At 60.5% G+C, this 25,016-nt stretch carries 19 protein-coding genes; 10 read left to right on the forward strand and 9 right to left on the reverse strand.

All coding sequences use genetic code 11. The features are described 5' to 3' along the window. Positions 1-77: 77 nt before the first annotated feature. On the reverse strand, positions 78-1,814 hold the full coding sequence (locus tag BMX78_RS13605) for a DUF6119 family protein (RefSeq protein ID WP_091420171.1): 1,737 nt from the start codon (positions 1,812-1,814) through the stop codon (positions 78-80). Between the two features lie 228 nt (positions 1,815-2,042). On the opposite strand from BMX78_RS13605, the gene BMX78_RS13610 reads away from it, so the two are divergent. The 8 genes from BMX78_RS13610 (at position 2,043) to BMX78_RS13645 (ending at position 10,762) form a co-directional block, all read left to right on the forward strand. Next, the gene (locus tag BMX78_RS13610; RefSeq protein ID WP_056393728.1) at positions 2,043-2,330 is read left to right on the forward strand and encodes a hypothetical protein; all 288 of its coding nucleotides are present in this window, start codon (positions 2,043-2,045) and stop codon (positions 2,328-2,330) included. A gap of 54 nt (positions 2,331-2,384) precedes the next feature. Further along, the gene (locus BMX78_RS13615) at positions 2,385-3,443 is read left to right on the forward strand and encodes a type IV secretion system protein (protein WP_170850807.1); all 1,059 of its coding nucleotides are present in this window, start codon (positions 2,385-2,387) and stop codon (positions 3,441-3,443) included. 257 nt (positions 3,444-3,700) lie between these two features. Further along, positions 3,701-5,197, forward strand: coding sequence for an SCO6880 family protein (locus BMX78_RS13620; protein WP_353615440.1), 1,497 nt, complete (start codon positions 3,701-3,703; stop codon positions 5,195-5,197). Positions 5,198-5,424: 227 nt separating this feature from the next. After that, positions 5,425-6,639 (forward strand): putative type IV secretion/conjugal transfer ATPase, encoded by a 1,215-nt coding sequence (locus tag BMX78_RS13625; protein ID WP_091420176.1) that lies wholly within the window; start codon positions 5,425-5,427, stop codon positions 6,637-6,639. 224 nt (positions 6,640-6,863) lie between these two features. Beyond that, positions 6,864-8,459 (forward strand): type IV secretory system conjugative DNA transfer family protein, encoded by a 1,596-nt coding sequence (locus tag BMX78_RS13630; RefSeq protein WP_170850809.1) that lies wholly within the window; start codon positions 6,864-6,866, stop codon positions 8,457-8,459. Beyond that, positions 8,446-8,958 (forward strand): hypothetical protein, encoded by a 513-nt coding sequence (locus BMX78_RS13635; protein WP_091420179.1) that lies wholly within the window; start codon positions 8,446-8,448, stop codon positions 8,956-8,958. The genes BMX78_RS13630 and BMX78_RS13635 overlap by 14 nt, the downstream gene beginning before the upstream one ends. An 84-nt stretch (positions 8,959-9,042) precedes the next feature. Then, positions 9,043-10,203 carry an ArdC-like ssDNA-binding domain-containing protein gene (locus BMX78_RS13640; protein ID WP_139204933.1) on the forward strand — a complete coding sequence of 387 codons (1,161 nt, stop codon included), beginning with the start codon at positions 9,043-9,045 and terminating at the stop codon, positions 10,201-10,203. A 55-nt stretch (positions 10,204-10,258) separates the two neighbouring features. After that, positions 10,259-10,762, forward strand: coding sequence for a single-stranded DNA-binding protein (locus BMX78_RS13645; RefSeq protein WP_170850810.1), 504 nt, complete (start codon positions 10,259-10,261; stop codon positions 10,760-10,762). Between the two features lie 131 nt (positions 10,763-10,893). Here the strand turns inward: BMX78_RS13645 and BMX78_RS13650 are convergent, their stop codons facing one another. From BMX78_RS13650 to BMX78_RS13680, 6 genes are all read right to left on the reverse strand, one after another. Beyond that, positions 10,894-11,232 (reverse strand): hypothetical protein, encoded by a 339-nt coding sequence (locus BMX78_RS13650; RefSeq protein ID WP_091420184.1) that lies wholly within the window; start codon positions 11,230-11,232, stop codon positions 10,894-10,896. Positions 11,233-11,269: 37 nt separating this feature from the next. Further along, positions 11,270-11,851: a hypothetical protein gene (locus tag BMX78_RS22765; protein WP_139204935.1), complete on the reverse strand. Its 582-nt coding sequence runs from the start codon at positions 11,849-11,851 to the stop codon at positions 11,270-11,272. 15 nt (positions 11,852-11,866) lie between these two features. Continuing rightward, positions 11,867-15,466 carry a MobF family relaxase gene (gene mobF, locus BMX78_RS13655; protein ID WP_091420185.1) on the reverse strand — a complete coding sequence of 1,200 codons (3,600 nt, stop codon included), beginning with the start codon at positions 15,464-15,466 and terminating at the stop codon, positions 11,867-11,869. 1,703 nt (positions 15,467-17,169) lie between these two features. Continuing rightward, positions 17,170-17,652, reverse strand: a complete 483-nt coding sequence (locus BMX78_RS13670) for a hypothetical protein (protein ID WP_091420190.1) — start codon at positions 17,650-17,652, stop codon at positions 17,170-17,172. Further along, a complete protein-coding gene (locus BMX78_RS13675; protein WP_091420191.1) occupies positions 17,639-18,532 on the reverse strand; it encodes an oxygenase MpaB family protein in 894 nt (297 codons plus the stop codon). Before BMX78_RS13675 ends, BMX78_RS13670 begins: the two co-directional genes overlap by 14 nt. Before the next feature lie 101 nt (positions 18,533-18,633). Then, a complete protein-coding gene (locus BMX78_RS13680) occupies positions 18,634-19,164 on the reverse strand; it encodes an SRPBCC family protein (protein WP_091420193.1) in 531 nt (176 codons plus the stop codon). A 190-nt stretch (positions 19,165-19,354) separates the two neighbouring features. Between BMX78_RS13680 and BMX78_RS13685 the strand changes: the two genes are divergently transcribed. Further along, on the forward strand, positions 19,355-19,951 hold the full coding sequence (locus tag BMX78_RS13685; protein ID WP_139204937.1) for a glycoside hydrolase family 3 protein: 597 nt from the start codon (positions 19,355-19,357) through the stop codon (positions 19,949-19,951). Between the two features lie 288 nt (positions 19,952-20,239). Here BMX78_RS13685 and BMX78_RS13690 read toward each other — a convergent pair whose 3' ends face one another. Together BMX78_RS13690 and BMX78_RS13695 are read right to left on the reverse strand one after the other, a co-directional pair. Then, positions 20,240-20,998, reverse strand: a complete 759-nt coding sequence (locus tag BMX78_RS13690) for an IclR family transcriptional regulator (RefSeq protein ID WP_091420196.1) — start codon at positions 20,996-20,998, stop codon at positions 20,240-20,242. A gap of 1,031 nt (positions 20,999-22,029) precedes the next feature. Continuing rightward, the gene (locus BMX78_RS13695; protein ID WP_170850811.1) at positions 22,030-23,379 is read right to left on the reverse strand and encodes an MFS transporter; all 1,350 of its coding nucleotides are present in this window, start codon (positions 23,377-23,379) and stop codon (positions 22,030-22,032) included. Between the two features lie 1,010 nt (positions 23,380-24,389). On the opposite strand from BMX78_RS13695, the gene BMX78_RS13705 reads away from it, so the two are divergent. Beyond that, positions 24,390-24,890 carry a hypothetical protein gene (locus BMX78_RS13705; RefSeq protein WP_091420202.1) on the forward strand — a complete coding sequence of 167 codons (501 nt, stop codon included), beginning with the start codon at positions 24,390-24,392 and terminating at the stop codon, positions 24,888-24,890. Positions 24,891-25,016: the final 126 nt, after the last annotated feature.

The raw sequence follows: 25,016 nt of genomic DNA on the forward strand, positions 1-25,016 counted from the left end.
GCCCTGGGTCTTCGTCAAGGGATGTGGTCTTGCCCGGGCGGGCAAGACCACATGCTCATTCCCATACGAGTGGAGGGTCAGGCTCGTGTGGGGCCGTTTTCGATCGGGGCGACGAAAACCTTGATCCCTCGCGCGTCTAACTCGTCAACGGTCCGGACAAGTGTGACCTGACTGAAGCTATACAGTGACTCGGCGCTCAAAGGCTTGCGTTTTCGCCTGGCAATGCCAAATACAACCGCCGGTGGCTTCGATTTGACCAGTTCCGGGTCGCCCCCAGCCTTCGTAACTAAGGCCCTGAGCTTGTCGCGGGCCTCGCTGTCAGACATCAATGTATGTGCTGAGTTGTGTCCCTGGGCGAAGAGGTGACTTGCGGGTGCGGAAGAGTCGATGTTCTTGACGTGCACGAGTGTTCCATCAGGGGTCAGGATGTCGCATGCTTCAAAGCCCCTCCTGTTTTGGCGTGTGTAGATCAGCTTCCGGTCTAGCAGCAGGCCGCCACATGCCTTCGCAGCTATGGCGTTGTAGTCTTTTTCGTGGCACTCATTCTCGCCGGAGTCTTCGGGCCAATGCGGAAGCTCCACATCCCACTGGCGGTCGAAGATTTCTTGGACCCGCTTTGCGAGATGGTTGGCGTAGTCGGAGTCCATGAGATACCAGGTCCCGTTATGCAGGAAGTATCGCTTGCCATCAAGAATGGTTTCGAACGCCACCCATTTACGAAGGGCGATATCGGTACTGATAGCGGTCTCAGCATCCGCGTCGCTGAAAAGTTGGATTTTAACTCGCTCAAGGGAATGAAGAACACCTTTCTGAGCTATAACTCCGATGATGTCTTCGAGCCCCGGGATGCCCGGTCGTATCATCCGGGGCCCGTTGCCTTTTATCACAAATGAGTCAGGAGTTCCGTTTTCGTCCACGTGCTCGTGGGGCCATGCAACTGAGATAGAGCTGTTTGCAGGGTCGACCAAGGCGCCGGCCAAGAGCGCGTCGAGTTTTGTCGCGGTATCACTGGATTTCTTGATAGCCACCAGATGCTCGAGGATTTCGAGTTCCTTGATCGCAGGTTTGGCCAGAACATCCTCGATAGCAGCCAGATCGGACAGGAGTTCTGTCGGATTTTGGGCAAGGGGAACGCTCAGGGCATCCGCCCCCCTTAGTTTGAAGGACTTGCCGATGCTGAGACCGGGGATTTCTGCTGTCGCCACCAGCCGAGTCACGAGCTCTCCGAAACCTCCGATACCGAAACCACGCAATTGTGCCCCCGAGGGAATGGATGAGCGGTCCACCTTTGCCCGATCATCCATGGTCTTGCGTGTTAGGGAGTTCAGATTCTCGCTGTCTGCAGCCCGTATCGCCACCCGCTGTCCGAATCCGGGGTCAATGTGTGCCTGCTCCAAAAGGAAAAAGCCCATGCCGTAGGACAGTGCCCACGTGACCCCACGTTCTGCTCTGATAAGCAGTACGGCTGCGGCGGTCGTGTTTCGTGCACTCACTTCTTGGTCAATGATTTTGCTTACACGCCCGGACCACTTTGTGCGTTCAGTTTCAATATGCCCTTGAATCAGGACGGCTGGGCAGTCACCGACCGTGCACTCCCAAGTTTCAAACCCTTCCATGTCTAGATACTTTTCTCGTATGGCGTTGTGAAAGTCTCCAACGTCTGTAAGGCGATATAGCGTTGTGGGGGTCGGGCGGGAGCCGGATCGAGTGGTCAAATAGCTTTCCGTTCTGGGTATGTCGGAGGGGTCTTGTTGCGGGACAAGGCAGAAGCGGTGGGCCGAGCAAAGTGCATCGCCCATGCTCCTGGGCTCCATCTTTGCGAATCATTATCAATAATGAATCTTACTTTCCGTCAAGGTTCCATCAAGGTTCGGGCGAAATTTTCGGCCGTGTCCAGCTAACGTCCTCGCAGCGACAGACGCCGCCACTAACATCGGTGCCAATCGAGCTTCACACGGTAAGTCATGTCGCTGAGCGTCGTAGCTTCCATGAACCCGTGAGCTCATCTGCTCACTCCATGGAATACAACGGACGGAGCACCCATGTACTTTGCAGCGGTGGACCCGGGGATCACCCCGAACGCGAGCTTTCCTTTCCTGGAATCGCTCAAACAGATCGGCGGCGGCATCCTCGTCGGCGCTTTCATCATCATTGCGATCGTGGCTATCATCGGTGCCGCGATGCTCCTGGCCGGCAAACTTAGCCAGTCGTCACGCCTTGCCTCGGGCGGGGGCGTGATCCTCCTTTGGACAGGGCCGGTAGCTGCCATTCTCGGCGGCATCAACGGCTACATCCTCTGGTCGCAGACCGCCTTCCCGCTTGGGTTTTAGCTCATGCCTGTTGAGTGCGACCTCAATGGGTGGTGGCCGCCCGGCTGCGGTTTGGTGTCACAAGCGAACGACAACGCCATGGGGGCAGTCACGTCTCTCTTCGCCGGCATCCTCCAGAACATGGCGTCCTGGCTTTGGGCCTTCATCACCGGCGCATTCTCAGTGTCGGACATCGACGACTCCCAATGGCTCTCCGTCCGAGGGCTGACGAGCTGGTGGGTGGTCGTCATGATGACGCCTCTCGTCGTCGTGATGATCCTCCAGGTCCTGTCGGGCTTGGTTAGCCAGCAGCCGAGACGGATCGGACGCGCGATGCTCGGTGGCGCGGCCGCCATTCCACTTGTCGGTGCTGCAGTCTATCTGGTCCGGCAACTCACGCGGGCGAGTGACTTAGCCTCAGCCGCGCTGCTCGAATCCATCGGTTCGGACCCTTACCTCGTGTTCATGAGGCTTTTCGGGTTTGAACGGGCACCAGAAGGAAGTGGTCGGGAATGGAACTTGGTCTCACTGGCACCTGGGACGACAGGGGGCCCAGCCGGGGCCGTCGTCGTTACGGTGATGGCAGTCATTGTCGTGTGGATTCTTGCCTTCATCCTGATGTGCTCAATGATCTTCCGCTCCTTTGCACTCGTCGTCTTGGCCGCCGTCGCGCCGGTGGCCCTGATGCTGCTGCCCTGGGACAAGACCAAGTCCTGGGCACGCCGCTGGTGCGAGGTGGTCATTGCCCTCGTATTGGCGAAACCCTTGGCCGGAACGGTCCTGGCCGTTGCGGTGAAGCTCTTCGCGGAGTCGAAGTCCTTTGCCGGATTGGCAGCCGGAACGGTGGGTATGGCGCTTGCCTGCGGCGCACCTTTGATGGCCCTGCGCTTGGTTAGCTTCGCGGGCGGGGAACTGGCGGCAGCTGCCCAAACGGCCGGTGGCGGCCACATCCTGTCCCGGAGCAGCAGCGTGGCCGCTCGCCAGATCAGCCGGCAGACAGGGGGGGCGCCTTACACTCGCGAGCCTGGTAAGTCGTTCCGCAATGACTCGCCCCATCAGCTCAAGTCGCAGTATTTTCCCTACTCAAGTGCTGGCACCCGCCGTCCGGTCCGGGTTGCCGTCACCCCACGGTGACGGCAACCAGTTGGCATCGAGAACCGGGACCGCCACAGGAGTCTCGAACACCCTGCAGGCACCCGCGTCAAAGCAGGGCCTCATTCGCATAAATCCTCAGGAACAAGGCGAGACTGCCCCAGCACCTACGCGGCAGGTCCAGTCAGGAGGCGCCGAACCGCGAGCGCATCCCAACGCGAGCGCACCGGCCCCTTCCAGGGCGAGGCCTCCGAGACCCCAACCACCAAGAATCAACCCTCCGAACGGAGGAAACCCACATGTCTGAAGATGCTCGTGCCCTTGAGGCCGTGAAATTCCCGAGATACGAGCGCCGCGGGTTCTTCCTTGGCCTCAAGTGGTACCAGTTGTTGATAGTTGCAGGGGGCGGGGCAGTTGCCGTCGTTGCTTCTGCGAGTAGTGGGCCGGCTGGCCTTTTTTCCTCCGGACCCCTCTGGCTTGGGCTTATGCTGCTCGGGCTCCTTCAGTATTCCCGTATCCCTTATCCGGTATGGGCGAAACAGTTGGCCGTCTTCTTCTACCGGGCAGCGGCAGGACAAACGCGCTTCCTTGCAAAGCCCCAGGCTCCGCAACTTGCTGGTCGGCTCGCTCTCCCGGGCGGCCTCGGCAATCTGGAGATTCGAACAACGGCCAGTGGTGAGTGCTTCATGGTGGACCGCCCCGGCCGGGAGGCAATCGCGGTGTTGCGCTGCAGCACGAGGTCGTTTGCACTCTTAGACGCAGACGATAAAGCCTGGGCGGTCCAAGCCTGGTCACGTGTACAAGCCGGCATGGCCCAACGGCCAGGCGTGGCCAGGATCGCGGTCCAGGATCACACAGTGCCCTATCCGTCGTCGGCACTCTGGGAGTTTTACAAAGACAACACCGTGCCGGCACAGGCTGGCGAGAACGCTGGGTGGGGACAACGCGCGTATGAGGACTTGCTCGGCGCAGCCGGATCAACCATGAGCCACGAACTCCTCGTGGCGGTTGTCCTGGACACGAGCAAGACTCGACGACGGATCAGGGAGTCGGGTGGGGGACTGGTTGGCCTGGAACACGTCCTGCGGCTGGAAGTGGATGCGATGAAAACGTCGCTCGGTACTCACAGCGTGAAGGTAGAAGAGTGGGTTCGTGAACCGGGACTGCTAAGCATCATCCGTGGGGCATTCGATCCCGCCGCTTTGCCGGCCGCCAAAGCGCCGGTGGCGGCAGCCCCGCCGTCGGACGAGTCGACAAGTAAGGAGATGGATTCCCTCCACCGCCATGGCCCAATGGCCGTGGAAGAATACTGGACCTACCTGCGGACCGACACCGGGTTCCATCAGACCTTCTGGATCGCTGAATGGCCTCGCCAGAAAGTCTTCCCGGGCTTCCTGCATCCGCTGATCTATGTGGGCGAATTCCGCCACACGTTCACGGAAGTCATACGGGCAGTGCCAACCGTTGAAGCCCTCCGTGACATCCGCTCCGCGCAGGAAGCGCACGAAACCCGCCGCCGCATCAACGCCCGCTTCGACAGGCCTCTCACACGGGAGCAAAAGGCGGAGGAAGAAGAAGTCATCCAGAGGGAGGAAGAGATCGTTGCCGGCCACGGCGACGTCCGCCCGGCGGCCTACATCACTGTCACAGCGACCTCACTGGAAGACTTGGCACGGCATCGCCAGGAACTTGAGTCCGCTGCCGCAGGAGCATTCGTTGAGCTGCGGCTTCTCTACGGACAGCAATGGGCCGCGTTTGTCGCCGGTGGCCTGCCGCTTGGAAGGGGACTGCGTTGAAACAAGCAGTGAAAAGCTTCGAGTATCTACCGTCGGGAAAGAAACGGACGGAAAGGAAAGCACGACGCCGACCCGCACCATTCGCTGCAGAGCGGGCGAGTGCCACAGTAGGGGATAGGCAGCGCGACCCCCAGGGATTTCGCCTCGCGGCTGACTGGGGGAGCAACGAGCCGAACTCCCTGCGGGGTCCACATCGCTTGCGGCCCGCGCCCCACCGCGCATCGACCATGACTTTTGCCGCCGCCTATCCATTCCTTACGGAGTCGGGCCTGGGGCACGAGGGAACCTACATCGGCACCGACGTCTTCGGGTCCGGGGCCTTCTCCTACGACCCCTGGATACTGTATGACAAGGGGATCATCAGCGGGCCTTCCATTGTTGTGATCGGGACGGTAGGCACCGGCAAATCAATGTGCGGAAAGTCGCTGGTGACGCGGTCAATCACCCTAGGGCGAAAGGCGGCAGTCGCGTCTGATCCCAAGGGCGAGTGGGTTGCAGTAGCGGAGGCTGTCGGCGGCAAGGTCATTTCCATCGGCCCGGGCCGACCCGCAAGGGTAAATCCCCTCGACGCCGGTCCTCGCTCCACTGCGCTTACCGAGGCTCAGTGGCAAGCGGTCGTGAGGCAACGGCGTCGGCATCTCCTCGGGGCCTTGGTTTCGCTAATGCGGCAGGGCACGCCCCTTCGCCCCGTGGAGCACACCGCCTTGGACATCGCCCTCATGGAAACCATGGCCGAGAATTCGAACCCGACCCTGCCAATGGTGCTGAACCACCTCCTCAAGCCATCGAAGGAGATGACAGCCCTGGTCGGACCTGACGGGGCAACGGCAGTGAGCCATTCCCTGCGACGTACGGTCTCCGGTGATCTCGAAGGTATGTTCGACGCGCCATCTACGGTGGCCTTCGACGCTGATGCGCCCATGATGGTGATGGATACCTCTGCGCTGATCGGTGCGTCCGAGCAGGCGCTTTCACTGGCGGCGGCCTGCGGAGCCACGTGGTTGGAAGCTGCCATCACCAACCCCGAGGGCGGCAAGCGGCTTGTGGTGTATGACGAGGGATGGCGCATGCTCGCCGATCCGTACATGTTGGCAAAGATGAGCGAGCAGTGGCGGCTCGCCAGAACCTACGGGATCGCAAACCTGCTCATCATGCACAAGGTGGCCGACCTCAACGAGATCGGTGACAGCACCAGTGGACACAGACAGAAAGCGCTGGGCCTGCTAACCGAGGCTGACACCAGGGTCATTTACCGGCAGAAGCACGACGCGATGCGGCTGACCAAGGAAGCGCTTGGGCTGACCGAAGCGGAGTGCGAGCATGTTGAGAATCTTCCGAAGGGCGTCGGGCTCTGGAAAGTCGGCAACCGCTCCTTCATCGTTGCCAACCGAGTGACCACTGACGAGCTTGCTGTTTTCGGGACAGATGACAGGATGCTGTGAGACGGCCGGTGAGCTCGCGCGCGGCAAGCGACAATCCACTGATCACCGCTGGCCTTGTGGGCGCTGCAGCCTATGTATGTCTGTGCGCAGTGGTGCAGGCAGCAGCGCATGTAGCCGGCTCTTGGCAGTGCGGCACCATGCCCCCGTCGCCCTTCAACCCTGCGGCCGCCGTCGGCCTAATCGCAAACAGAATGGAATGGATTGTTCTTCACCGGGGTGATTGTGTGCTCGGCACAGACAGCGTCTGGTGGGTTCTGGCTCCGGCTCTACTTCTGGTTGGTGCGCTCGCCGTCGGTGCGGTGGTCCTTTCGCGCCGATGGAAGCAGTCGGGCGGCTGGCTGCGCCAAGACATACTGAACCGCGAGGGCGTTGCCCGCCGGGCCGAAATTCTCCACGACTTTGGGGCGCGCGCCGTTCGGAAAAGAGGAAAGTTCACTCGCCCAGGGCTCGCAAACCCCTCTCTGCAGGATGTGTCGTGGACGCTGGGCCGCTCCCGCGGTGTCACCGTCCATGTCTCCACGGAAGAGTCGATGGTGATTCAAGGTGCTCCGCGATCTGGGAAGGGGCTTTATGTCGTCATCAACGCCATCCTTGATGCGCCCGGGGCAGTCGTTACGACGTCGACCCGCGCGGACAACCTCGTTGTGACGATGAAGGCACGGGGCTCTGGAGGCCGACCGGTCACCGTTTTTGATCCCCAGGGCATGTCAGGACTTCCGTCGTCGCTTCGCTGGTCGCCTGTACGTGGGTGTGAGGATCCTGATATTGCTACCCGTCGGGCGTTGGTCATTACCGCGGACACCGAGATGAAGGGGGAGAACGCAGCGTGGCAGAAGCGCTCGCTGATAGTCCTTCAGTGCCTGCTGCATGCAGCGGCGCTGTGCGGCGAGGGAGTGACGGCTTTCCGACGCTGGTCCTCCAGCCCTGTACTGGCGCGGGAAGCACTAGAGGTGCTGAGTCAGCCGGGGGCTGCACTTGGCTGGCAGGCCGACCTGATGGGCATCCTTGAAGATGACCCGCGGAACACTTCCAATTCGTGGATTGGAGTTTCGGCGGCGGTGGCACCGCTGTCGTCGCCCAAAGTGCTCGCCGCACTGAATCCGCAGGAGGAGTCGGAAGAGTTTGATCCCAAGGCCTTCATTAGGGATCGGGGGACTCTTTATCTCATTGGCACACGAGCCGGGGCAGCTGCTGCAGGACCGTACCTATCCGCACTGATCGATGACATCGACAACGCAGCGAGGGAAATGGCCTTCGTGTCCCCCGGGGGCCGGCTGGATCCGCCTCTTTCGCTGATCCTCGACGAGATCGCCAACCTGGCACCGTGGCCCGGGCTCCCAGTAGCGCTGTCCGACGGCGGGGGAATCGGGATCTCAACATTGGTGGTTCTGCAGTCGCTATCCCAGGCCCGCTCAGGTTGGTCCATCGAAGAGGCATCAACCATCTGGGACTCGGCCATCATCAAAGTGATCTTTGGCGGTGGATCCGACGAAAGGGACCTGCGTTCACTCGCTGGGTTGCTGGGGGAGCGGAACCTTACGCTCACCACCCGATCCTGGTCTTCGCAGGGCCGGCAGGACGGTGAGCAGATACGCGAGAGTCCGGTGATTGCCCTGGATGAGATCCGACGCCTTCCTGTAGGTACGGCACTCATGCTCGGCAGGCGCACCCGGCCCATCCTGCTAGACCTGCTGGAGTGGCACAAGCGAAAGGACGCGGGGGAGCTCCGCCGCCTGAAAGCCGAAATGGAACGGGTGTTGGCTAACGGTCACAGGGAGCGTCAGCAGAAGACCGAAAGGGCCCCTGATGCGCAGCCATAGCGACACTGATGAATTTGATGTGCCGTCCTCGGGTTCCTTCGGGGACGATGAGATCACCGCGCAGCTGTTCAGATCCGCTTTTGTGCCGCCGGCCGGTTCCAAGTCCATTACCCGCCGCTGGCGGGAGATGACCCCAGACCAGTCACAGGACGCATGGAATTCCCTTTTCTCGTGGGTGAGGTGGCTTGTAGCCACATATCAACTGACGACGTCGGTAGTTCCGGACTGCTGGTGGCGTCACCCCGAGACAGTGGCCGAGCTTTATGCGCTGCAGCGCGCGGAGCTTGCCTCCTACACACCAGATGACCCGGGATTTGGCCCACTCGCTTTTCACGAAAGGCTCCCGCACGCCGTCGAACGCTTAAGGACGCACACCAGGACTGCAGGATGCGTGGGGCTGCAGCTGCATAAGGAACCCGCACCGAGGATCCTGGCTAATGATGACCCTGCCTTCCTGGAGTGGTGCAAGGCTGCCCATCAGCTGGTTCCCGACTTCTGAGTCATGTCGCTCGCGCGGCGCATAACCATGAACCGTTGTCTGCGCAGCAATGCTGCGGCCCAAGAAGCATGAAGGGTGGCTGTCGTGGCCGCTAGATCTGAAGTTCCTGCCACCGTCCCGTCTGACCAGAACTCTGCTTCGGGCGGGGTGGGCGGTCGCCGGATGGCGCCGGAGGAACGCGTCGCCGCGTTGATGGATGGTCTGCACTCCATCCTGGAGCAGGCGGTCGAGTCACCGTCCCATTGGCAAGTGTTGCTGGACGCTTCCGCTACTTTATGGCGCTACTCCGGTGGGAACGTTGCCTTACTGATGATGCAGATGGCGCAGCGGGGTACTGACGAGCCGACGCTCGTGGCGGGGTATAAAGAATGGGAACGGCATGGCCGCACTGTCCTCCGGGGTGAGCATGCCCTCTGGGTCATTGCGCCCAGGACCGCCCGCGTTCAACAGCTGCTTCTGCCCGATGGAACACGTCAGCGCGTCCCTGTGGGGGACACGCTTCCCAGAGGGGCAGTTGATGAGGGGAAGAAGACCCTTATTACCGGGTGGCGCGGCCAAGCGGTCTTTGACGTTTCCCAAACTCAGGGTGCTCCTCTATTGGTCCCGAGACCAGCTGGTCATTCGTCTTCCGAGGCGCCCCAGCTGTGGGAAGCATTGGCCGGAGTTGCCCGGGCCCATGGTTTCTCAATCCACGTCACGGACGCGCAGTACGGACTGACAAGCGGCTTCACTGACTTCGCTCAGCGCCAGGTCCAAGTGGGCGGTTGGCTAAACCCCGAGGAACGTATTGCCGTGCTGGCGCATGAGCTTGGGCATGTTCTCCTGCACGGTCCGGACGATGCCGTGGGCAAGCTTTATGGGAGCAGCGTGGACCACCGCGGGCTGGCTGAGGTCGAAGCCGAGTCAGTTGCGTACACCGTGCTTAAAGCGCACGGAATTGACCGGGGTCCCCAGTCAGCAAGCTACCTATCGGGCTGGGCTGACGCAGTTATTGAGGCGGAGCATTCCGCCGCGGGTATCGACTCCTCCGGGAGACAACCTGCTTCTCGAGTGGACATAGCGAAGTCAGTCCTGGGCCGGGTCACTGCGGCCAGCAAGGAGATTCTTGAAGTCAGTGATCCTCCGGGTACCGGTGGAAAGGTTCCGGTGGCTGAAGCCGGTCCTAGGCTCCAGGGCCAGGAAACCTATGCGGGCTTGCAGCAGCCGGGTGCGCCCTCGCGAGGGTTGGAGATATCGGGTCCGTAGCCGACCAAAAGCGTTGGACGGGACCGCCCCGTCTGCGAAGGAAAGGACAGAAGATATGAGTACCAAGATTCCGGTCAACATCGTCGGCAATCTCGTTGCCGACCCGGAGCTCACGTATGGGGAGTCAGGTGTTGCGCACGCTAAATTGCGCGTCGCTGTGAACCAACGGATCCAGGGAGCAGACGGATCCTGGCAGGACGGGGAACCTGTTTTCCACAACGTCTCGGCGTTCCGGGCGCTCGCCGAAAACGCATCGAACTCCTTGAAAAAGGGCGACCCCGTGACTGTGTCGGGCGAACTTGAGTTCCGTGCTTTCGAGAAGGACGGGGAGAAGCGTGAAGCGCGGCGCATTGTTGCTGAAACCATCGGTCCTGACCTCCGCTTTGGCACGGCTGCGTATCACCGTTCTCCACGAGCGGCGGCTGGTCCCGAAGCTGCAATGGGAGCTGGTCTCCAGGCAGCTCCTGAAGCAGCCCAACCCGCCTACAGCGTAGCTACGAAGGGGCCGGTTGCAGTGCCCCCTTTAGGCGGGGCGGTGCGGAACGAGATCAGCCTGTGACTGCTGGGACGCTAGCTACTGAATCGGGGTGGCGCTGCTCCGGCCCGTTACAACCAAAGTGAAGTGGCATCCGGCCTGGTCCTCTTGGGGGCCAGGCCCTTCCGCGTGCGCCGAGGTCTCAACCAGTTCGCTTAGAGCCTGCTACTGCCTTTCCACTCTTCCGGCTGCAACCGTTTAATGCTCGAGGAGTGGGCCCACCCGATGTGGTACTTTCCGGAAGAGTCCAGCCATTCGATGAGACCGTACTTTTGCGTCCACCCCACGGCTTTGCCATAGATACCGCCAACGTAGACCAGTGGTCGGCCGAACTTGGGGAACTCTCGGATGGGTGCCGGGTCGTCAATCGGACGGGTGGCTTCCGCATCCATGCGGGCCATCATGCGCTCGACATCCTCTGGACTGCCACCCTTGATCACGACATCCATTAGAACATACGTTCGAATATCGGTTTGGATCAGAGCTTGAATCAAGGGCGTGCGACTCCTCGCCCGCCCTCGCGAGGACTGATTAGATTGAGGGGTAGCCCGGCTGAACAACCGACGGCGCACGCAGCATGACGGGTCGCCCATCATGTGGCGCCCAAGCCAGGCAATCGGCTGCTCGTATGTAATAGGTGTCCGGCCACGGTGCACCGGGCATAACCTGCGCGCGGTCGGGTGATATGAGCAAGACAGATCCAGGCCAGACCGGATCTGGCAGGGCCTCTATCCAAGCCGACTGAACATGGTCAAAGCGATCCCATCTGATGGTGACCCACGACCCGGTGGGCTGTATTGCATCAACGCTGAGAAGCGTTACCTCTGTGGTGGTGCCACTTGCCAGCTTGGCCTTGTCGAAGGATTTCCATCTTTCCGTTGCGTCAGCAAGCCAGGTATTGCGTTGGTTGACCCGTTTCCGCCAGAGCGCGCCTACAAGCAATGCAATGGCCAGTAGGAGGCCGCCAACAACTACTTGCCACAAGGAGGAAAGTTCGGTGGCAATGACAACTACAAGAAATAGGACGAGAGCAATCAGGACACCTGCGCTGGCCAGTACCAGCCCAGGTGTCACAACTCTGGGTTTCACCGTCGGGTTTACGACCATTGTCATGCCTCTTCATCCAGCTTAAAGCTGCCAGCCAGCGCTGGTAAGGACGACTTGCTGGGAATGAGTCATGTTCTCTGAACTGGAACTTGGCGGGAGCGTACTTGGGCCATTCTTTGCGGCATCGATTGCGTCCTGGAGTCTTTCCCTGTGACCCCGTTGTTCCCATTCATAGTCGGACGGCGGCGCCCCCAATGGCAGGGGAGAATCCGAGATCCCCCATCTGTCCCTGAATAAAGCGATGTCTCGAATCAGTTGCACGGAGCTTCCGCCGCTACCGATGGAATCGATCAGGCTGTTTTTCCACTCGAGGTCATCAGTCATGGCCGCTACGGTTGCGGTATAGGTCCTTTGCCGGATTCGTTGGCGGACCTGATCGACCATCTCCGCTAAGTCGGGACGGGAAATTGCGAGCGCCTCGTCCAAAGGGTTCGGCGCCGCCGTCGGCATCCCCCTTAGAGAGCGGCGCAACCGCATGCTGAGTATAGCTGCGGGATCCTTTGCACCTGCCGTGTCTCGGAGTGTCTGCTCCAGGACACGTTCAGCGCCCGGACGGCTGACGGCCGTCGCCTTGCGCCATGCCGCTACCGCGGCACCCCACGAAGGTGAGTGTTCGAGTCCAAGTGATGAACCGCCGTCGTGCCCGTTCAAGCAGTGCGCGAGGCTTTGAGCGGCTGCAATCTGCGCCAAGTAGTCGTACTCTGCGTAAAGCCGCTCAAGGCTGTCCGCCTTTCTGCGCTCCGCGTCGCGGACCTCATGGGCGGTCCGCTCCGCACCTTCCGCGGCAAGCACCTCGCCCAGAATGCTTCGCCACGACAGCTGCAGGGAGGGATCAACAGCAGGATGATCAGAGTCATCACCTTCGCTGACGTAGGCAAAGTTGCCGGAGCGGCCCCGGGTCATGCTTACGTAGAGTAACTCGCGGGTGAGTCGGCCGTGGGTGACCACGGTGTGACCGGTGTCGACTGTGATGCCCTGCGAGCGGTGTGCGGTGGTTGCGTAGCCTAACTCAACGCTCGACTCGAGGTAGGTGGGCGGGAGTACCACCCTCGCTCCTGTTTCGCGCCGCACCGCCAGAAGCGATCCATCCCGGCTACTGACGCTTTCGACGTCGAACAGTGTCCCATTCCTGACGAAGTCACCCCCGCTGTCCACCAGCCGACGGTTATTGCCCCGGGCGATGATGGTGTCCCCGGAACCGGCATATAGGCCATCGCTGAGCAGGACGCTCAGCTCCGGGTCCACCTGACCCTGGGCCACGAGGTCGGCTTGGGCGCGCTCGTTGAGCATGCCGACGGTGTCATTGTCGGCTGCGATAAGGATGGATGACATACCGGCGAGGGTATCGGCCTGCCACGCCAGGTACGCCTGATCGACCATGTCCAAATAGGTACCGTGCCTGATCCGTCGATGCTGCTCATAGTCTTTGATCGCTGAGTAGTCTCCATTCCGCAGCTTCAGGGATGATGCACCCTCCCACTTCTCATGGAATCTCCAGATGCTGCTGAGCCGGGTGGTCTTACCTTGCCGGTCCAGCCAGCCGAGGACTCCGCCGGCGTCGACTGCGTCCAGCTGGCCTGGATCGCCAACTAGGAGAATCTTCGCTCTAGCCTCCTGCGCCTGTTGAACAAGCGCGGCAAGCTGGAACGTGGAAACCATGGAAGCTTCATCGATGATGACGAGCTGATCCGAGCGGAAGCACCACCGCTGCTGGGTTGCAGCGAGCTGGGCAGCTTCCTGCGCGAGTGCGAGCGTCCGGCGCTCGCCGACGTGACCGCTCGTCAGACGGGTCTGAACGTCGAAGAAGCGTTCAGCCCGCGAACTTGCCCCGCTCCCTACAGACTCGTGCAGCCATTTCGTGACGTTCTCTGTAGCCATAGCGAGTTCGCGGCCCAGCACTTCCGCACTCGCCGCTGCTGGGGCAAGTCCTATGACGCTGCCTATGCCGTGCTCGGCTTCCCATATCGCCTTGACGGCGCTCAGAGTCGTAGTCTTTCCCGTGCCGGCTGGGCCGACGATGGCATCGAGACGGTTGCCGCTCAGAAGGACGCTCGCGACGGCGGCGCGCTGATCGGAGTGCAGCTCTGGCTTCCCGGGCTTTCGGACTCCGTCTAGCGAATCCATGATGACGTCGGCGCGGACGACTGGGCCGCCGTCGTCGTTTCTTGCCATCATGATCGCGTCCTCGCATGCGAGCGTAGAGGTGTCTGTGTAGAGGCGGGCTCCTTGGAAGTCGAAGACGTTGCCTCGCCTGAACCGGAGTTCCGGTCCGGCATCTGGCGCGGCGGCGTACCGGTACTCGTTCAGCGGCACGGACTGATGCTCGGCGGCGGTGGCGACGGCATCCATCAGGTCATTCCGGTCTGAAGCAGATTGGCAGCGAATCTGAGCGCAAACCCTTTCGGCTTCGGCGAGGAGGTTCCAGCGGTTCCAGGTTGAACGTTTGCCGGCGACGCGTTCACGGGCAAGGGTGGCGACCGCATCGATCCAGTCAGGAGGGAGATCCGCGAACGCAAAGGGGGAAACCCGGGAGCGGTTGATGGTGGCAGCGAGGACGTCGGCCGGTTGGAAACCTTTGGCGATCGCTCGATCCCGCCATTGGCCCGAGAGTTGATGTAGAGGTGTGGGCAACTCGGCCTTGGGGATACGGGTGGTAAGCGTGGCTTGCTGACGGAGCTTGATAATCGTTGCTGAGATTGGGGGATGACCGTGTGCCGTGACCCATTCGGCGACGAGGCGATCAGTTTCCACATTGATGAGACGGGACCGGTTCGAAAACTCGCGGATGAGTTCTTCGTCTATGCCTGTGAGCTGCTGGCTCGGGTTCTGGGTGCTGGCGACGGGGCTGCGGATATCGGTGTCGGATCCCAGTTGCCGGTGTAGGGCGTCAAAGAGGAGTCCGTTGTAGTGCTCGCTGGCGGCCACAGCGGCCCTGTACAGCGTGCGGGAATCGAGGGTGACCCAAGCCCCGTCAGTGATGCGCTGGAGGCGGTTGGCAATCACCAGGTGCGTGTGAAGCTGCGGGTCGCCGGTGCGGGATTCCCAGTGGTCGAACGCAGCCGCGATGGCACCCATTGTGACGAGGTGGGCCACGCCGTTCCGTCCCGCGCGGGTGTGGATGACGTTCTCTTCGAGCCAGGCAAGAGTTTGCTCGACGGCGTCGTGATGGGTTCGAAGGATGCGGTCCTGGGTGCTGCGAGGGCTGAGTGCCCATAAGACGGACACCGACTTCGGCACGCTGAAGGTTAGGTCGAAGCCGACGACGGCGTGCCTCACCATGGGCGGGCCAGTCTTGGCGTCGACGGCGGTGGGCTGGCTATGCGGGCGGCCCAACGGGTCGCCCGTGTCGGGGTGGATTGCTAAGTCGAAGACTGCTTTCGCGTCCGTCTCGGAGACCCGCTCAGCGGGAGCTCTGTTGATCCCTTTGAGCCCACTGCCCATCCATCGGCCTTCCGGAGTGCCGGCCTTCATGTAGTAGGAGGTGGCATCCGGGGGCGTAATGGAGAGGTCGTCCATCATGGTCGTCTTGAACAGGTAGCGCAGGCCTGCTTGTGCAGAGAGCCGCGCAATGGACATGGTCATAGCCGCGGCGTTCCAGTCAGGCGCCTCGATGGATCCCATCCGCGGCGGCCGAATATTTCGAGGGTTGCTCGATCGAGCGCGACGCCTTTTGCCTCGGCAAGGGAGACCAGCCAGGCAGAGATATGTGCCAGGTCCTGGACATTGATTCTTTGAGCACGTTTGAGGCGGGCGACCTCTGACTGGAGGAGGTTGTTGCGGGCTCTCTGTTCGGAGTTCTCTGCGTTGAGCCGATCGATTTCGCTGGCTTGGGAGCGGAGCTTGGACTGGAGTACTTCCCGGTGCCGTTGGCACGACCGCTTCTTAGACTCTAGTTCTCGCTTGGTTGCTTCCAACTGGGCCGCGATGTCAGTGGCTGGCGAGTCTGCTTTCGGTGACAGGGCAGGGCTGCTGCGAGCACGACGTCGGCGGCGGTCCCGTTGCCTGTTGGCACAGCGCGTTGAGCAGAAGCGCTGTGTCTGACGGGAAGACTTGAAGCTCTCGGGGCACTCTTCGCATTTCTTGGTGGTCACGTGTGTTCATCTGTGCGAGATGGTCTCCCGACATGACTCGACGGGGGCAGCTCTCACGCTGACGGCCTTGGATGCCAGAGGTGTGAAGGATTGAGAAGGATTGAGGGAGTCGATGGACGGTCGGCGTGAGCCTGTTGTTTTGGGCAGGAAAAAGATTCGTTGACTGTCCGGATGCTTGTGCTCGGTGATGGCATGCATGGGCCCGGCGTTTGGACAATTCGCGCACTACTGCCTATATGGCTGGGAAGTCTTCTTTCGGTGCTCAAGGGCACGTTCGCCGTGCTCGATGACTGATTTATCGTGTGCGCTGAGCAGTTCCCGCACTTGGGGGTTAGCCATCTCGCAATCGCGAATCTCCACGAGGCGTCGATGAAGCTGGGTTTCGACGTGGCGGCAGAAGAACAGAAATAGGGTGGCGCGTCGATCCTGCAGGACGAGCTCGCGTCGGCCATAATACCTTGTTCCAGATGGGCCTGATCTCCATGAGGAGCATCCTTAAGCGCAGTCCGAAGAGGTCCTGTTGCGGGCTGCCTGCAAGGCGGGGGAGGAGTAGCCCGAGACTGACAAGTAATACAGCGCAGGTCTCGCCGGTCCAGTAAAAGGTGTTCAGGGCGGCGGCAGCCGGGCTGTCAGCGTCCTCAGCCTCGGACAGGATCCCGTAGAGCAGCCGGTCGACCAAGACCAGGGCAAACAGAATACAACCGCCCGCGATGAGGGTGAATGCCGATCGGAATGCACGGGCCCGCATGTGCGGAACGTGGCTGCGGCAAACCCGGGCTATGTCGAGGCAGACCCACATGATGAAGGCTGATCCCGCCCATAGGAAGACTGCCATTCCTGGCTGGTCACCGTAGGTCAAAGGGAGGTTCGGATCTGTCTCCTCTACCCGGCTTCCGAGAAAACCCGCCGTAACCGCCGTGCACACCACAAAGGTGACCCGTTGGCCCAAGGCGAGTTGCCGCCGTCGTACGTTGGCGTCCGAAACCGCGGCTAGCAGTATCGCACTGCGAAACTGCCAGAACCCGAGGAGTAACGACAACAAGGTGACCAACCCTACGCGGTTGTGTCCCCCGAGCAGGGGATCGACCCCGTGGTAGACGGCGGGGACGTAAAGTGTGCAGGCTATTGCGGCCAAGATAGTGGCACGAAATACGCTTCCGCGGTCTGAGTCGAATGCGGCCGGGAGGCGCAAGACAGTAAGAATCCAGAGAGCGGCGGCCGGCACTACTTCCATCAGCCGAAAACGCGGCGAAAAGCTAAGGGCTCAGCCGGGGCACCGACGTCGCTGTTGATAATTCGTGTTGCGAGCTGGTCAGCCAGGATTTCTGCCGTCAGCTCGGCGTCATCGGTGTAGCTGCTGCGGCCAAGCACTCGGACTATGTCAACGTCGAGGTCGGGCAGGAGGGTGGCCGCCAGTTCTTGGCTGGCCCTTTGTAGGTCATGGTGGAGAATCATGTGACTGAACTCGTGCAGGATTATCTGCTGCCGGTGCCAGGAAGATTTCACTGGCGCGTGCAAGACCAGGTCGCGGTCGGCGCAAACCAGCCAGATGCCGCATAGTTCAGTTCCCGACAAGCCGGGAAGTTCATCGACCTGTATGTCCCTGCCCCGCTGTGACTCCAGCTTGTCCTGAATGAACTGGAGAGTGGCGTCCCTCGGTAGGCCGAAGCCATGCTCCGCCCTGCGAGCTATTCTTCGGGCTTCACGGTAGTTCATTGCTTTTGCCGTTTTGCGGGCGGGGAACGTTGATCGGGCCGATCTGACTCAAGGAGTATCCGTCCGGGTACAACGATGAGCCGGATTTGCCCGGAGTGAAGTGCGGCTTCTGTTGCAGGGGTCGACGCCGGTGGAAGGTATTGCGAATGCGCAGTCCTCCTCCGAATGCTGCTCTAGAAACCCATCCGGACCGAGGAAGTCCTAGGGCATCGACAAGACGGTCATCCTCAAGCATCGCGCTGATGATTCTTCCCGCGAAGGGGCGTAGTGGGAGGGGCAGCCGGTTTCGGAACACCTGAACGGTGGCGTCCATCAAGTCCCGGCCCTCAGCTGATTGAGCAACGTGCGTTGATTCGTAGCTGTCGAAGAATCGTTCGGCTTCGGTATAGGTAGCGGGCATACCGGCGATGTTCATGCCAGAACCCAACTCACCGAATAAGCGCGAGGCAGCAGCGAGCTCTGCACTCGTCGGCGGACGCCAAGCATGCTGCTGGCACCACCGAATCGGGACTACCAGCAACGTGAGCAGGACGTAAAGAAAATCGTCCTTGCTCCCAGGAACATGCCGGTGGACCTGATTGAGCAAGGTGACCAGTTGCCGGCCACGATCACTGTCAAGGCCGTTGGAGATGAGTTCATAGATGACTATTGCTGTGTCGTAGGAGCGCTTCATCGGGCGTTCTTGAATTTCGCCGTTGGCGTGAAGGGTTGCTGCGATGCTGGGAATGGCGAAGTTTCTGTAATAGGAGAGGAAGAAGCCAAGCTCCATGTCCGCTGCGAGGTCGTAAAGGACCATATTTCGGAAGGTGGTTTCCCAGTCTTCCGGGGGCGGGGTTTCTTGACGGCGGAGGCTGGCCGAGAGACTGGCGTGAATGCTCATCGTTTCCCCCGTCCTTTGTGTTCCAGCAGTGCCCGAAAGGGGGTTCATCGCGGATCCCCCAACTCGGCTGGTTCCATACTAAGACTGTCTCGAACGGCTGCCTAGAGTGGTGTAGACGGGTCGACAGGACTGTTTCTGTTCGCCTTTGCCAAGGCGCTGATCAGCCCCCTTTCGCCTTGGTGCATCAACAAGGCATGGGCTGCGGTAAAGGCTGGCCCCGCGATAGGTGTCAGCAAATTCATCCAGCGCTTAGTGGGGCGCACCCTCCACTCGATGTCCATGCGTGTTGCTTGGTCTTGTTCTTCGGGAATCAGCGTTACACGCCCGCTGCCCTGGAGGTCGCCGCCGGCGTCGAAATCTATCTTGCGCGGCGTGACGACATCGGTTGGGTGAATGCTGATGGTGAGGGAGTAGCCCAAAATGGCTTTGAACCTGAGGTACGCAGTGGTGGCTTTCAGGATGTCCTCGTTGGAGCTACTCGTGGTCTTTCTGCGGGTTATCGGGGCCGCGAAACGGCAATGCGGCCACCACTGCGGCCAGCTCATGTCGATGTCCGCGATGATCGCCCACACTTGCTCCGTGGTCGCGGGGAGATGCCAAGTGGACTTGAGGTCGAAGAGCCGTGACTGCATGTTGTTATCTTGACACCTTCATGCTGGTGGGGGCTCAACTTGCCAATCACTTCCTCATTAGAAGCGAAGCTGTCTGATTCGAGGCCCCTCTTCGCCGCTCTAGTTGGAGGCCGTCCAATTTTGCAGCGGCTTGTAACGGAAACCGGGTGGAACTGCCTGGTCTAGGTGTGAGACTCAGGAGGTACTTGATGTGGTCAGTAAGTTCAGGAAATCAGGTTCGATACCAGCACGAAGGGGAGGTAATAGTCCGTCCCTGTACGCGCCGAGGGCAATTACGCTCCCCGCGGGGGACAATGTGGTTACGGACCGGAACCTGCTGGAAAGCGAGGAATTCGGTGATTTGACGTTCGGCCCGAACGGGTGGGGCCTGGAGCGCCTCAGCCCGGTCGAGCGGGCCGGCATTGCCATCAACGTCGGCGTCGACCAGTTCGGCGGCGACCGAAATCCCGCCCTTATCGAGGATCTCGTCGACAGCGGCATAGTCCGCGAGTCACGGATCGACGAGTCCGTTCGACGCCTGCTGCGCGAGAAGTTCCCTCTCGGTTTGTTCGAGAACCGCAGGGTGAGCGTTGACCAGGCCAGAAATCTATGCGGCTCGCCTGTCTACGTCGAGAAGGGCAAAGCCGCGCAGCGGGCATCTCTCGTCCTGCTCTCCGACGACTTGGCCCTAATTACCCACAACGCCCGTCTCTTCGTGGAGGGTATCGAGGAGGTTGACGGGTTCGAAACAATGGCAGATCCAGCCGCTGCCGACGCCATCCTCGTTCGCTTAGACGCACCATTTTAGAACGGCCGGGGGTCGGTTATTGTCGAAGCGTCGCGCGAGGACGTCCCATTCGACACCGCGTTCAAACGATTCCGAGCAGGCTTCGGCCACATCCGGGACATCCGCACCTCTAATTCCCAGCGTCTAGCTACGCCCGCAAGTATTGGGCATGCTGGTGTGGATGCATGTGCTGTCAGCGCACGTGCCCGTCTGCGCAGATCGCGAGAAGGGTCAAGAGGCGGAATCCCGCCCGGGACGGGCGGGGCGACGATGTCAGTAGGGCGGCAACGGACTCAGGGACCCCCAGGCTTAGAGCGATTCCCCCAGGCCGTGGGCGATGGCCATGGCAGCCTTCACCAACATTTCCCCGAACTTGTCTTGCAACTCAGCAGACATTCGATGAACCGGGGTTGAGATGCCTATTCCGGCGACTCCTACCCCGGCGACAAGGATGGGCGCTGCAATACCGTGGACGCCTTCTTGCCACTGCTGGTTGTTCACTGCGTAGCCCCGGACCCGGGTTTGATGAATGGCAGTGGCAAATGTTTCAACATCCGTGATTGTAAATGGTGTGTAGGCGGTCAATCCCCGGAGCAGGACTCGTTGGACCTCGCTGTCAGACCGTGTGGAGAGAAGGGCTTGCCCGTGGGCGGAGGCCAACAGTGGAATCGACATACCTGGAGAGACGTGCGCGCGCACCGCTTGAGGGCTGTCGAGAGTCTCAAGGACAAAGACTGAGTCCCCTTTAACCGTCGCAAGATGTATGGTCTCCCGGGTCTCCTCCCGAAGCTGCTCCATCACCGGTAGCGCTATCGTGCGGAGATCATTGCCGGCTTGATGTCGCTGCCCCAACTGGAACATCTTCGGGGTCAACGTCCAGCGTGTCACTTGGCCGTGGACCTCGACGGCCCAACCTCCCTCCTGTAGTGTGCGGAGCATCCGCTGTACGGACGACTTCGGGAGTTCCAAATCTCTGGCCAGCTGCGATACGCCTACCAGGCCGGGCTCGGTAAGTCGCTCCAGCACGCGCATTGCCGTCAACACGCTTCTCACGCCGTCACTGGCCACCCGGTTCCTCCCATTTAGCCGACACTTCAGATTGTCTCGCCAGCTTACTGCGTCCCGAAGTACCAGCCGGGACGTCGCACTCCACCTGCGCGGATGCCTCGACTATTCAGGGCTTTCGTCGCGTCGGTTGCTCGTATGGACTTGGTGGCGAGGAGCCAACGGAAATGTATCTGTGAACCCTGCTCGGCATTGAGCGAGGACCCAGGTGCCCAGTCAGCGCGCTCAGGAGCGCCCGGTTCCTCTCATAGTTTCGAGACTGCTTCGGAGAAGCGGTCGGGCCGAGGATCTTTTGCCCGACGCTGCCCGGGTGAGCGAGCTCAGCACAAGACAACCGGCGAGGTGACCCCCACTAGGAATCCCTATTTCCAGCATGATCTCTCTGTGGCGTGCAAAAGCTATGTAGCCAACTCCCTCCGCTAAGCAATCGAGTGCCTATGCCTGTCTCTTGACGCGCCCCCGACTTGGGGAGTACTCATGATAGGCAGGTACCAGACCTTGGCGGTCATTGTGGCATTGAACTGATTCGCGTTTTTTAGAAATCCGATTCAGGGAGAGCAAGCGATCGCAGATTTCGGAAGCGTGAATGAAGGTGGCGCGTTCTATCAGGAGCTGACGTCACCCCTTGTAGGAGTGGCCACTGAAGCCGAAAGTAGGATCCGATGGTTATGCCCGGTAACGGATCCAACTTCCGACCTCGCGGCTTAGCCCAAGCACTGACGGGGGGCATCAGCTACAGCGCACCATCGCCGGGCCGCGCGCCAACGGTGAATCGAACGCTACAACCGCATCCTCGTTGAAAAATGGGCCTACGCCCCTACACCTCAGAAACCGACGTCGCCGATAGTCTTTGGAGTTAACGATAGAAGCGCCCCCGGACCTTGTCGGCGCCAGGACGGGCTGCATGCACCTGAAATACTGGAAGGCCAAGGCACCTGTTCAATCGTGGCATCCCTATCGGCTAGCGAGTGTACGGGGTACTTGTATTACCTATGTGTCGATGTGGCGTAGCCTTTCTGTGTCCGGTCTATTTATCAAACCTCCGTCATCAGCGATTGGTCCGCTTTAGCGGTGGAGGGCGGCGTTGTCCGGCCGCGCCAGGCAGCGAACACGAACAAAATGCCTCCGATTACGAACATGCCAGAAACGGCGACCGTGCTATCGGTCCCGGAGGCCGTTATGAGTGCCAAAGCCAGCACTGGACCGAATCCGGCCGCAACTGCGCCGCTCGATTCCTTGGCCACGCCTATTCCAGTCACACGGGTTTTGGTCGCAAATTGGCGTGCCATAAAGGGGCTTGCGGCAACGGAGAGAAGTGGCGCAAGAAGGCCCGTGCCGAGAATCAAGGCGATCCATATGTACAGCGGGACTCCTGTGTTGAGTAGCCAGAAGAAAGGAAACGCATAGAGGATGACCAGCAGGCCGCCGAACGCCAAGACTCTCTGAACAGGGATCCTGTCGCAGAGCCGGCCGCAAATGGGTGTCCAGAAGATTGCCACCGCGCTGGCCAAGGTTATGCCGAAGCTACTGACAGCACCACCTATGTCTTTGAATTCAGCAAGATAAGAAATGGAGAACGTCTTCCACAGAGTGGCGATGAGTGCGTAGCCCGCGTAGGCAGCAAATACGATGACTAGGCCTCTCCAATCGGACCTGAAGAGGTCGGCCAGAACGCGCAACCAGCTTCTCCGGGTTTCTGCCACTGGCATTGCCTCGAAATCGGGGCTTTCCGGCAGCTTCAGGCGAATAACATATCCCACGACGGCAACGAGAAAGCTTATTACGAAGGGAATGCGCCAACCCCAGGAGTAGAAAAAGTCATCGCCGATCAGGGCCAACCCGGCCACCGCGAGTGAGGCGAAGAAGACACCCAAGTTGACTCCTAGTGTCGGGAGCGAGCCGAACCGCCCGCGCTTGCCTTCGGCGGCATGTTCGTAAGAGACAGTTATCGCAGCGCTGAACTCTGCGCCTGCGCCAACGCCTTGAAAGATGCGAAGAAGGACCAGCAGAATTGGCGCTGCCACGCCAATGGAGTCGTACGAGGGAATCAATCCCATCAGTCCCGTGGATCCGCCCATCAGGATAAGACTCCAAGACAACACCATTTTGCGTCCGAACTTATCTCCCAAAATGCCAAACACCAGCCCCGCAAGAGGCCGGGCCAGGAACCCGACGCCGAACGTCGCAAGGGCGGCCATTGCGCTTGCAGTCGAGTCCGATGAGGGGAAGAACGTGGGGCCAATGACGAGTCCAGCCATTGCCGAGTACAGAAAGAAGTCGAAATATTCGAGAGCGGTGCCGATGACAACCGCTGGCCCGACGCGGCGATGTTCAGCCTTAGCTGTTTGCGTTTTGGCCGCATTAGGCGGCGTTGGATAACTCACTGGATAACCTCCGATTAGTCCGGGTGGTCGATGTTCCCCCCGTTACTGCATTTGGCACAGCGTTCCGCTAGGCGGCACAACCTATGATGCCCGTCACATACATTCGTGTCAATGCTCTGGCACTTCTAAGCTGGGGGAACAGGAGAAGGTGTCGATGAGATTCTGTTGTCTGTTTTTGACGACTTCAGTGACCTGCGCGAGCCGGCGGCTAGCGTTGACCGATTCGGAGGGCTCGTTTGCGCACTCAGTAGTCACTTCTGCACGGGCGTTACGAGCGCAGTGAATTATTAGTGGGCGGGCATTACGCCAGAGTGTCCGACACGCGCTGCCCTGCAACTCTGCCGGTGTCGGCTACTTGGGTCGGCCGCGCATGGATACCCGGCACTCGATTCCGACGATCAGGATGAATGGCGGTTCGCCCTGGTGCGCCGGTCTAACCCAGGGAGAGTGCTCGTAGGCGTCGCCTCCTCGCGCTCGCGTGCAGTTCCGGCCAGAGACGTGCTCCCCAAATGGCCGCGTCCGTGTTTGCCTTTTTTGGCATCGCTCGGCTTGGTCTACGAGCACTGGCCCTTATCCTGTCCCGGCGGTGGAAGGTTATGTCTGGGTAGCCCTTGATCAATGGGAGGGAGTTTCATGTCCTGGCCAAGGTTCAGACGCGTCATCCGCTGAACATCTCGCGGGACCATGAGGTGATTCATCACCCTCGGCTCCGTGTCCTCATGCACAAGTCCCAGCCGAGGTGGTGGCCCCTCTTGGAAACGCAAGAGTCGACCCGGCGCTGCTTCCCGCCCGTGGCGGCGGCGAAATAGTCAACTTTCTGGGATGGGAAGAGGTCGGGTTCGCCTTCAACGCTCCCGTTGTCCGCGACATTCTTCGCCGCAGTCTGGGTTTCAACGGCATAGCGGTCACGGACTGCAGCCTGCTCGAAAGCGAGCAAATCGGTGATCTGACGTTCCGCCCCCATGGTTGGGAAAAGTTCCGTGTCGGCCTGTTCGAGAAACGACGAGTAGATGTCGACCGAGCGCCTGTTCGTCGAGGGTATCGAGGACACTAACGGGTTCGAGTCGGTGCCCGACCCGGCGGACGCTGACGCAATTCTCGTTCGCTTGGAGACCCTTTTCGAGAAAGGGCGGGGTACGATCATCGGAGAATACTTCCACGGCGGCACTCTCGTGTTTCCACCCCAAACCATAAAACGGCTGGCCGCCTACGCAGCCCAGGCACCACTGTATATGTCGGTATTCCTTGAACGCCCCGCTATCATTGGCCCTCCGGTCGATCTCGGTGCCACAGTCATCGGCGAGTTTGGTGCGAGCGATGGCGTCGTGCTCGACGCATTCCGCGGCCGCTTATCCCTGAGCGGACGCCTTCCGTTCGACATTCCTTCGTCCATGGAAGCCGCCGAAGCGTCAAGGGAGGACGTCCCGTTCGACACCGCCGCACCGGGCTTCCACACTGGATTCGGCCTTACCCGCGGCAAGCGCACAGCTGATCCCGGGTCACTCGTTTAGCTGTTTGCTGTTTGGCAGTCCTACGTGCAGACACAGCCTGCACGTAGGACCTCCGGGCATGTGGTGCCATGGCAGCGCGCCATGCCCGGGGGCCTCGTGTGCACAGGAAAGTTAAGCGTCAGATAG

This window comes from Arthrobacter sp. OV608, from assembly GCA_900110595.1.
Classification (GTDB): Bacteria; Actinomycetota; Actinomycetes; order Actinomycetales; family Micrococcaceae; genus Arthrobacter.

Bases quoted from the DNA above. Each gene is read 5' to 3' on its own strand.
- BMX78_RS13605 (WP_091420171.1), bottom strand. From the start codon at position 1,814: ATGGAGCCCAGGAGCATGGGCGATGCACTTTGCTCGGCCCACCGCTTC.
- BMX78_RS13610 (WP_056393728.1), top strand. From the start codon at position 2,043: ATGTACTTTGCAGCGGTGGACCCGGGGATCACCCCGAACGCGAGCTTT.
- BMX78_RS13620 (WP_353615440.1), top strand. From the start codon at position 3,701: ATGTCTGAAGATGCTCGTGCCCTTGAGGCCGTGAAATTCCCGAGATAC.
- BMX78_RS13625 (WP_091420176.1), top strand. From the start codon at position 5,425: ATGACTTTTGCCGCCGCCTATCCATTCCTTACGGAGTCGGGCCTGGGG.
- BMX78_RS13635 (WP_091420179.1), top strand. From the start codon at position 8,446: ATGCGCAGCCATAGCGACACTGATGAATTTGATGTGCCGTCCTCGGGT.
- BMX78_RS13645 (WP_170850810.1), top strand. From the start codon at position 10,259: ATGAGTACCAAGATTCCGGTCAACATCGTCGGCAATCTCGTTGCCGAC.
- BMX78_RS22765 (WP_139204935.1), bottom strand. From the start codon at position 11,851: ATGACAATGGTCGTAAACCCGACGGTGAAACCCAGAGTTGTGACACCT.
- mobF (WP_091420185.1), bottom strand. From the start codon at position 15,466: ATGGGATCCATCGAGGCGCCTGACTGGAACGCCGCGGCTATGACCATG.
- BMX78_RS13670 (WP_091420190.1), bottom strand. From the start codon at position 17,652: ATGAACTACCGTGAAGCCCGAAGAATAGCTCGCAGGGCGGAGCATGGC.
- BMX78_RS13675 (WP_091420191.1), bottom strand. From the start codon at position 18,532: ATGAGCATTCACGCCAGTCTCTCGGCCAGCCTCCGCCGTCAAGAAACC.
- BMX78_RS13680 (WP_091420193.1), bottom strand. From the start codon at position 19,164: ATGCAGTCACGGCTCTTCGACCTCAAGTCCACTTGGCATCTCCCCGCG.
- BMX78_RS13705 (WP_091420202.1), top strand. From the start codon at position 24,390: ATGTCGACCGAGCGCCTGTTCGTCGAGGGTATCGAGGACACTAACGGG.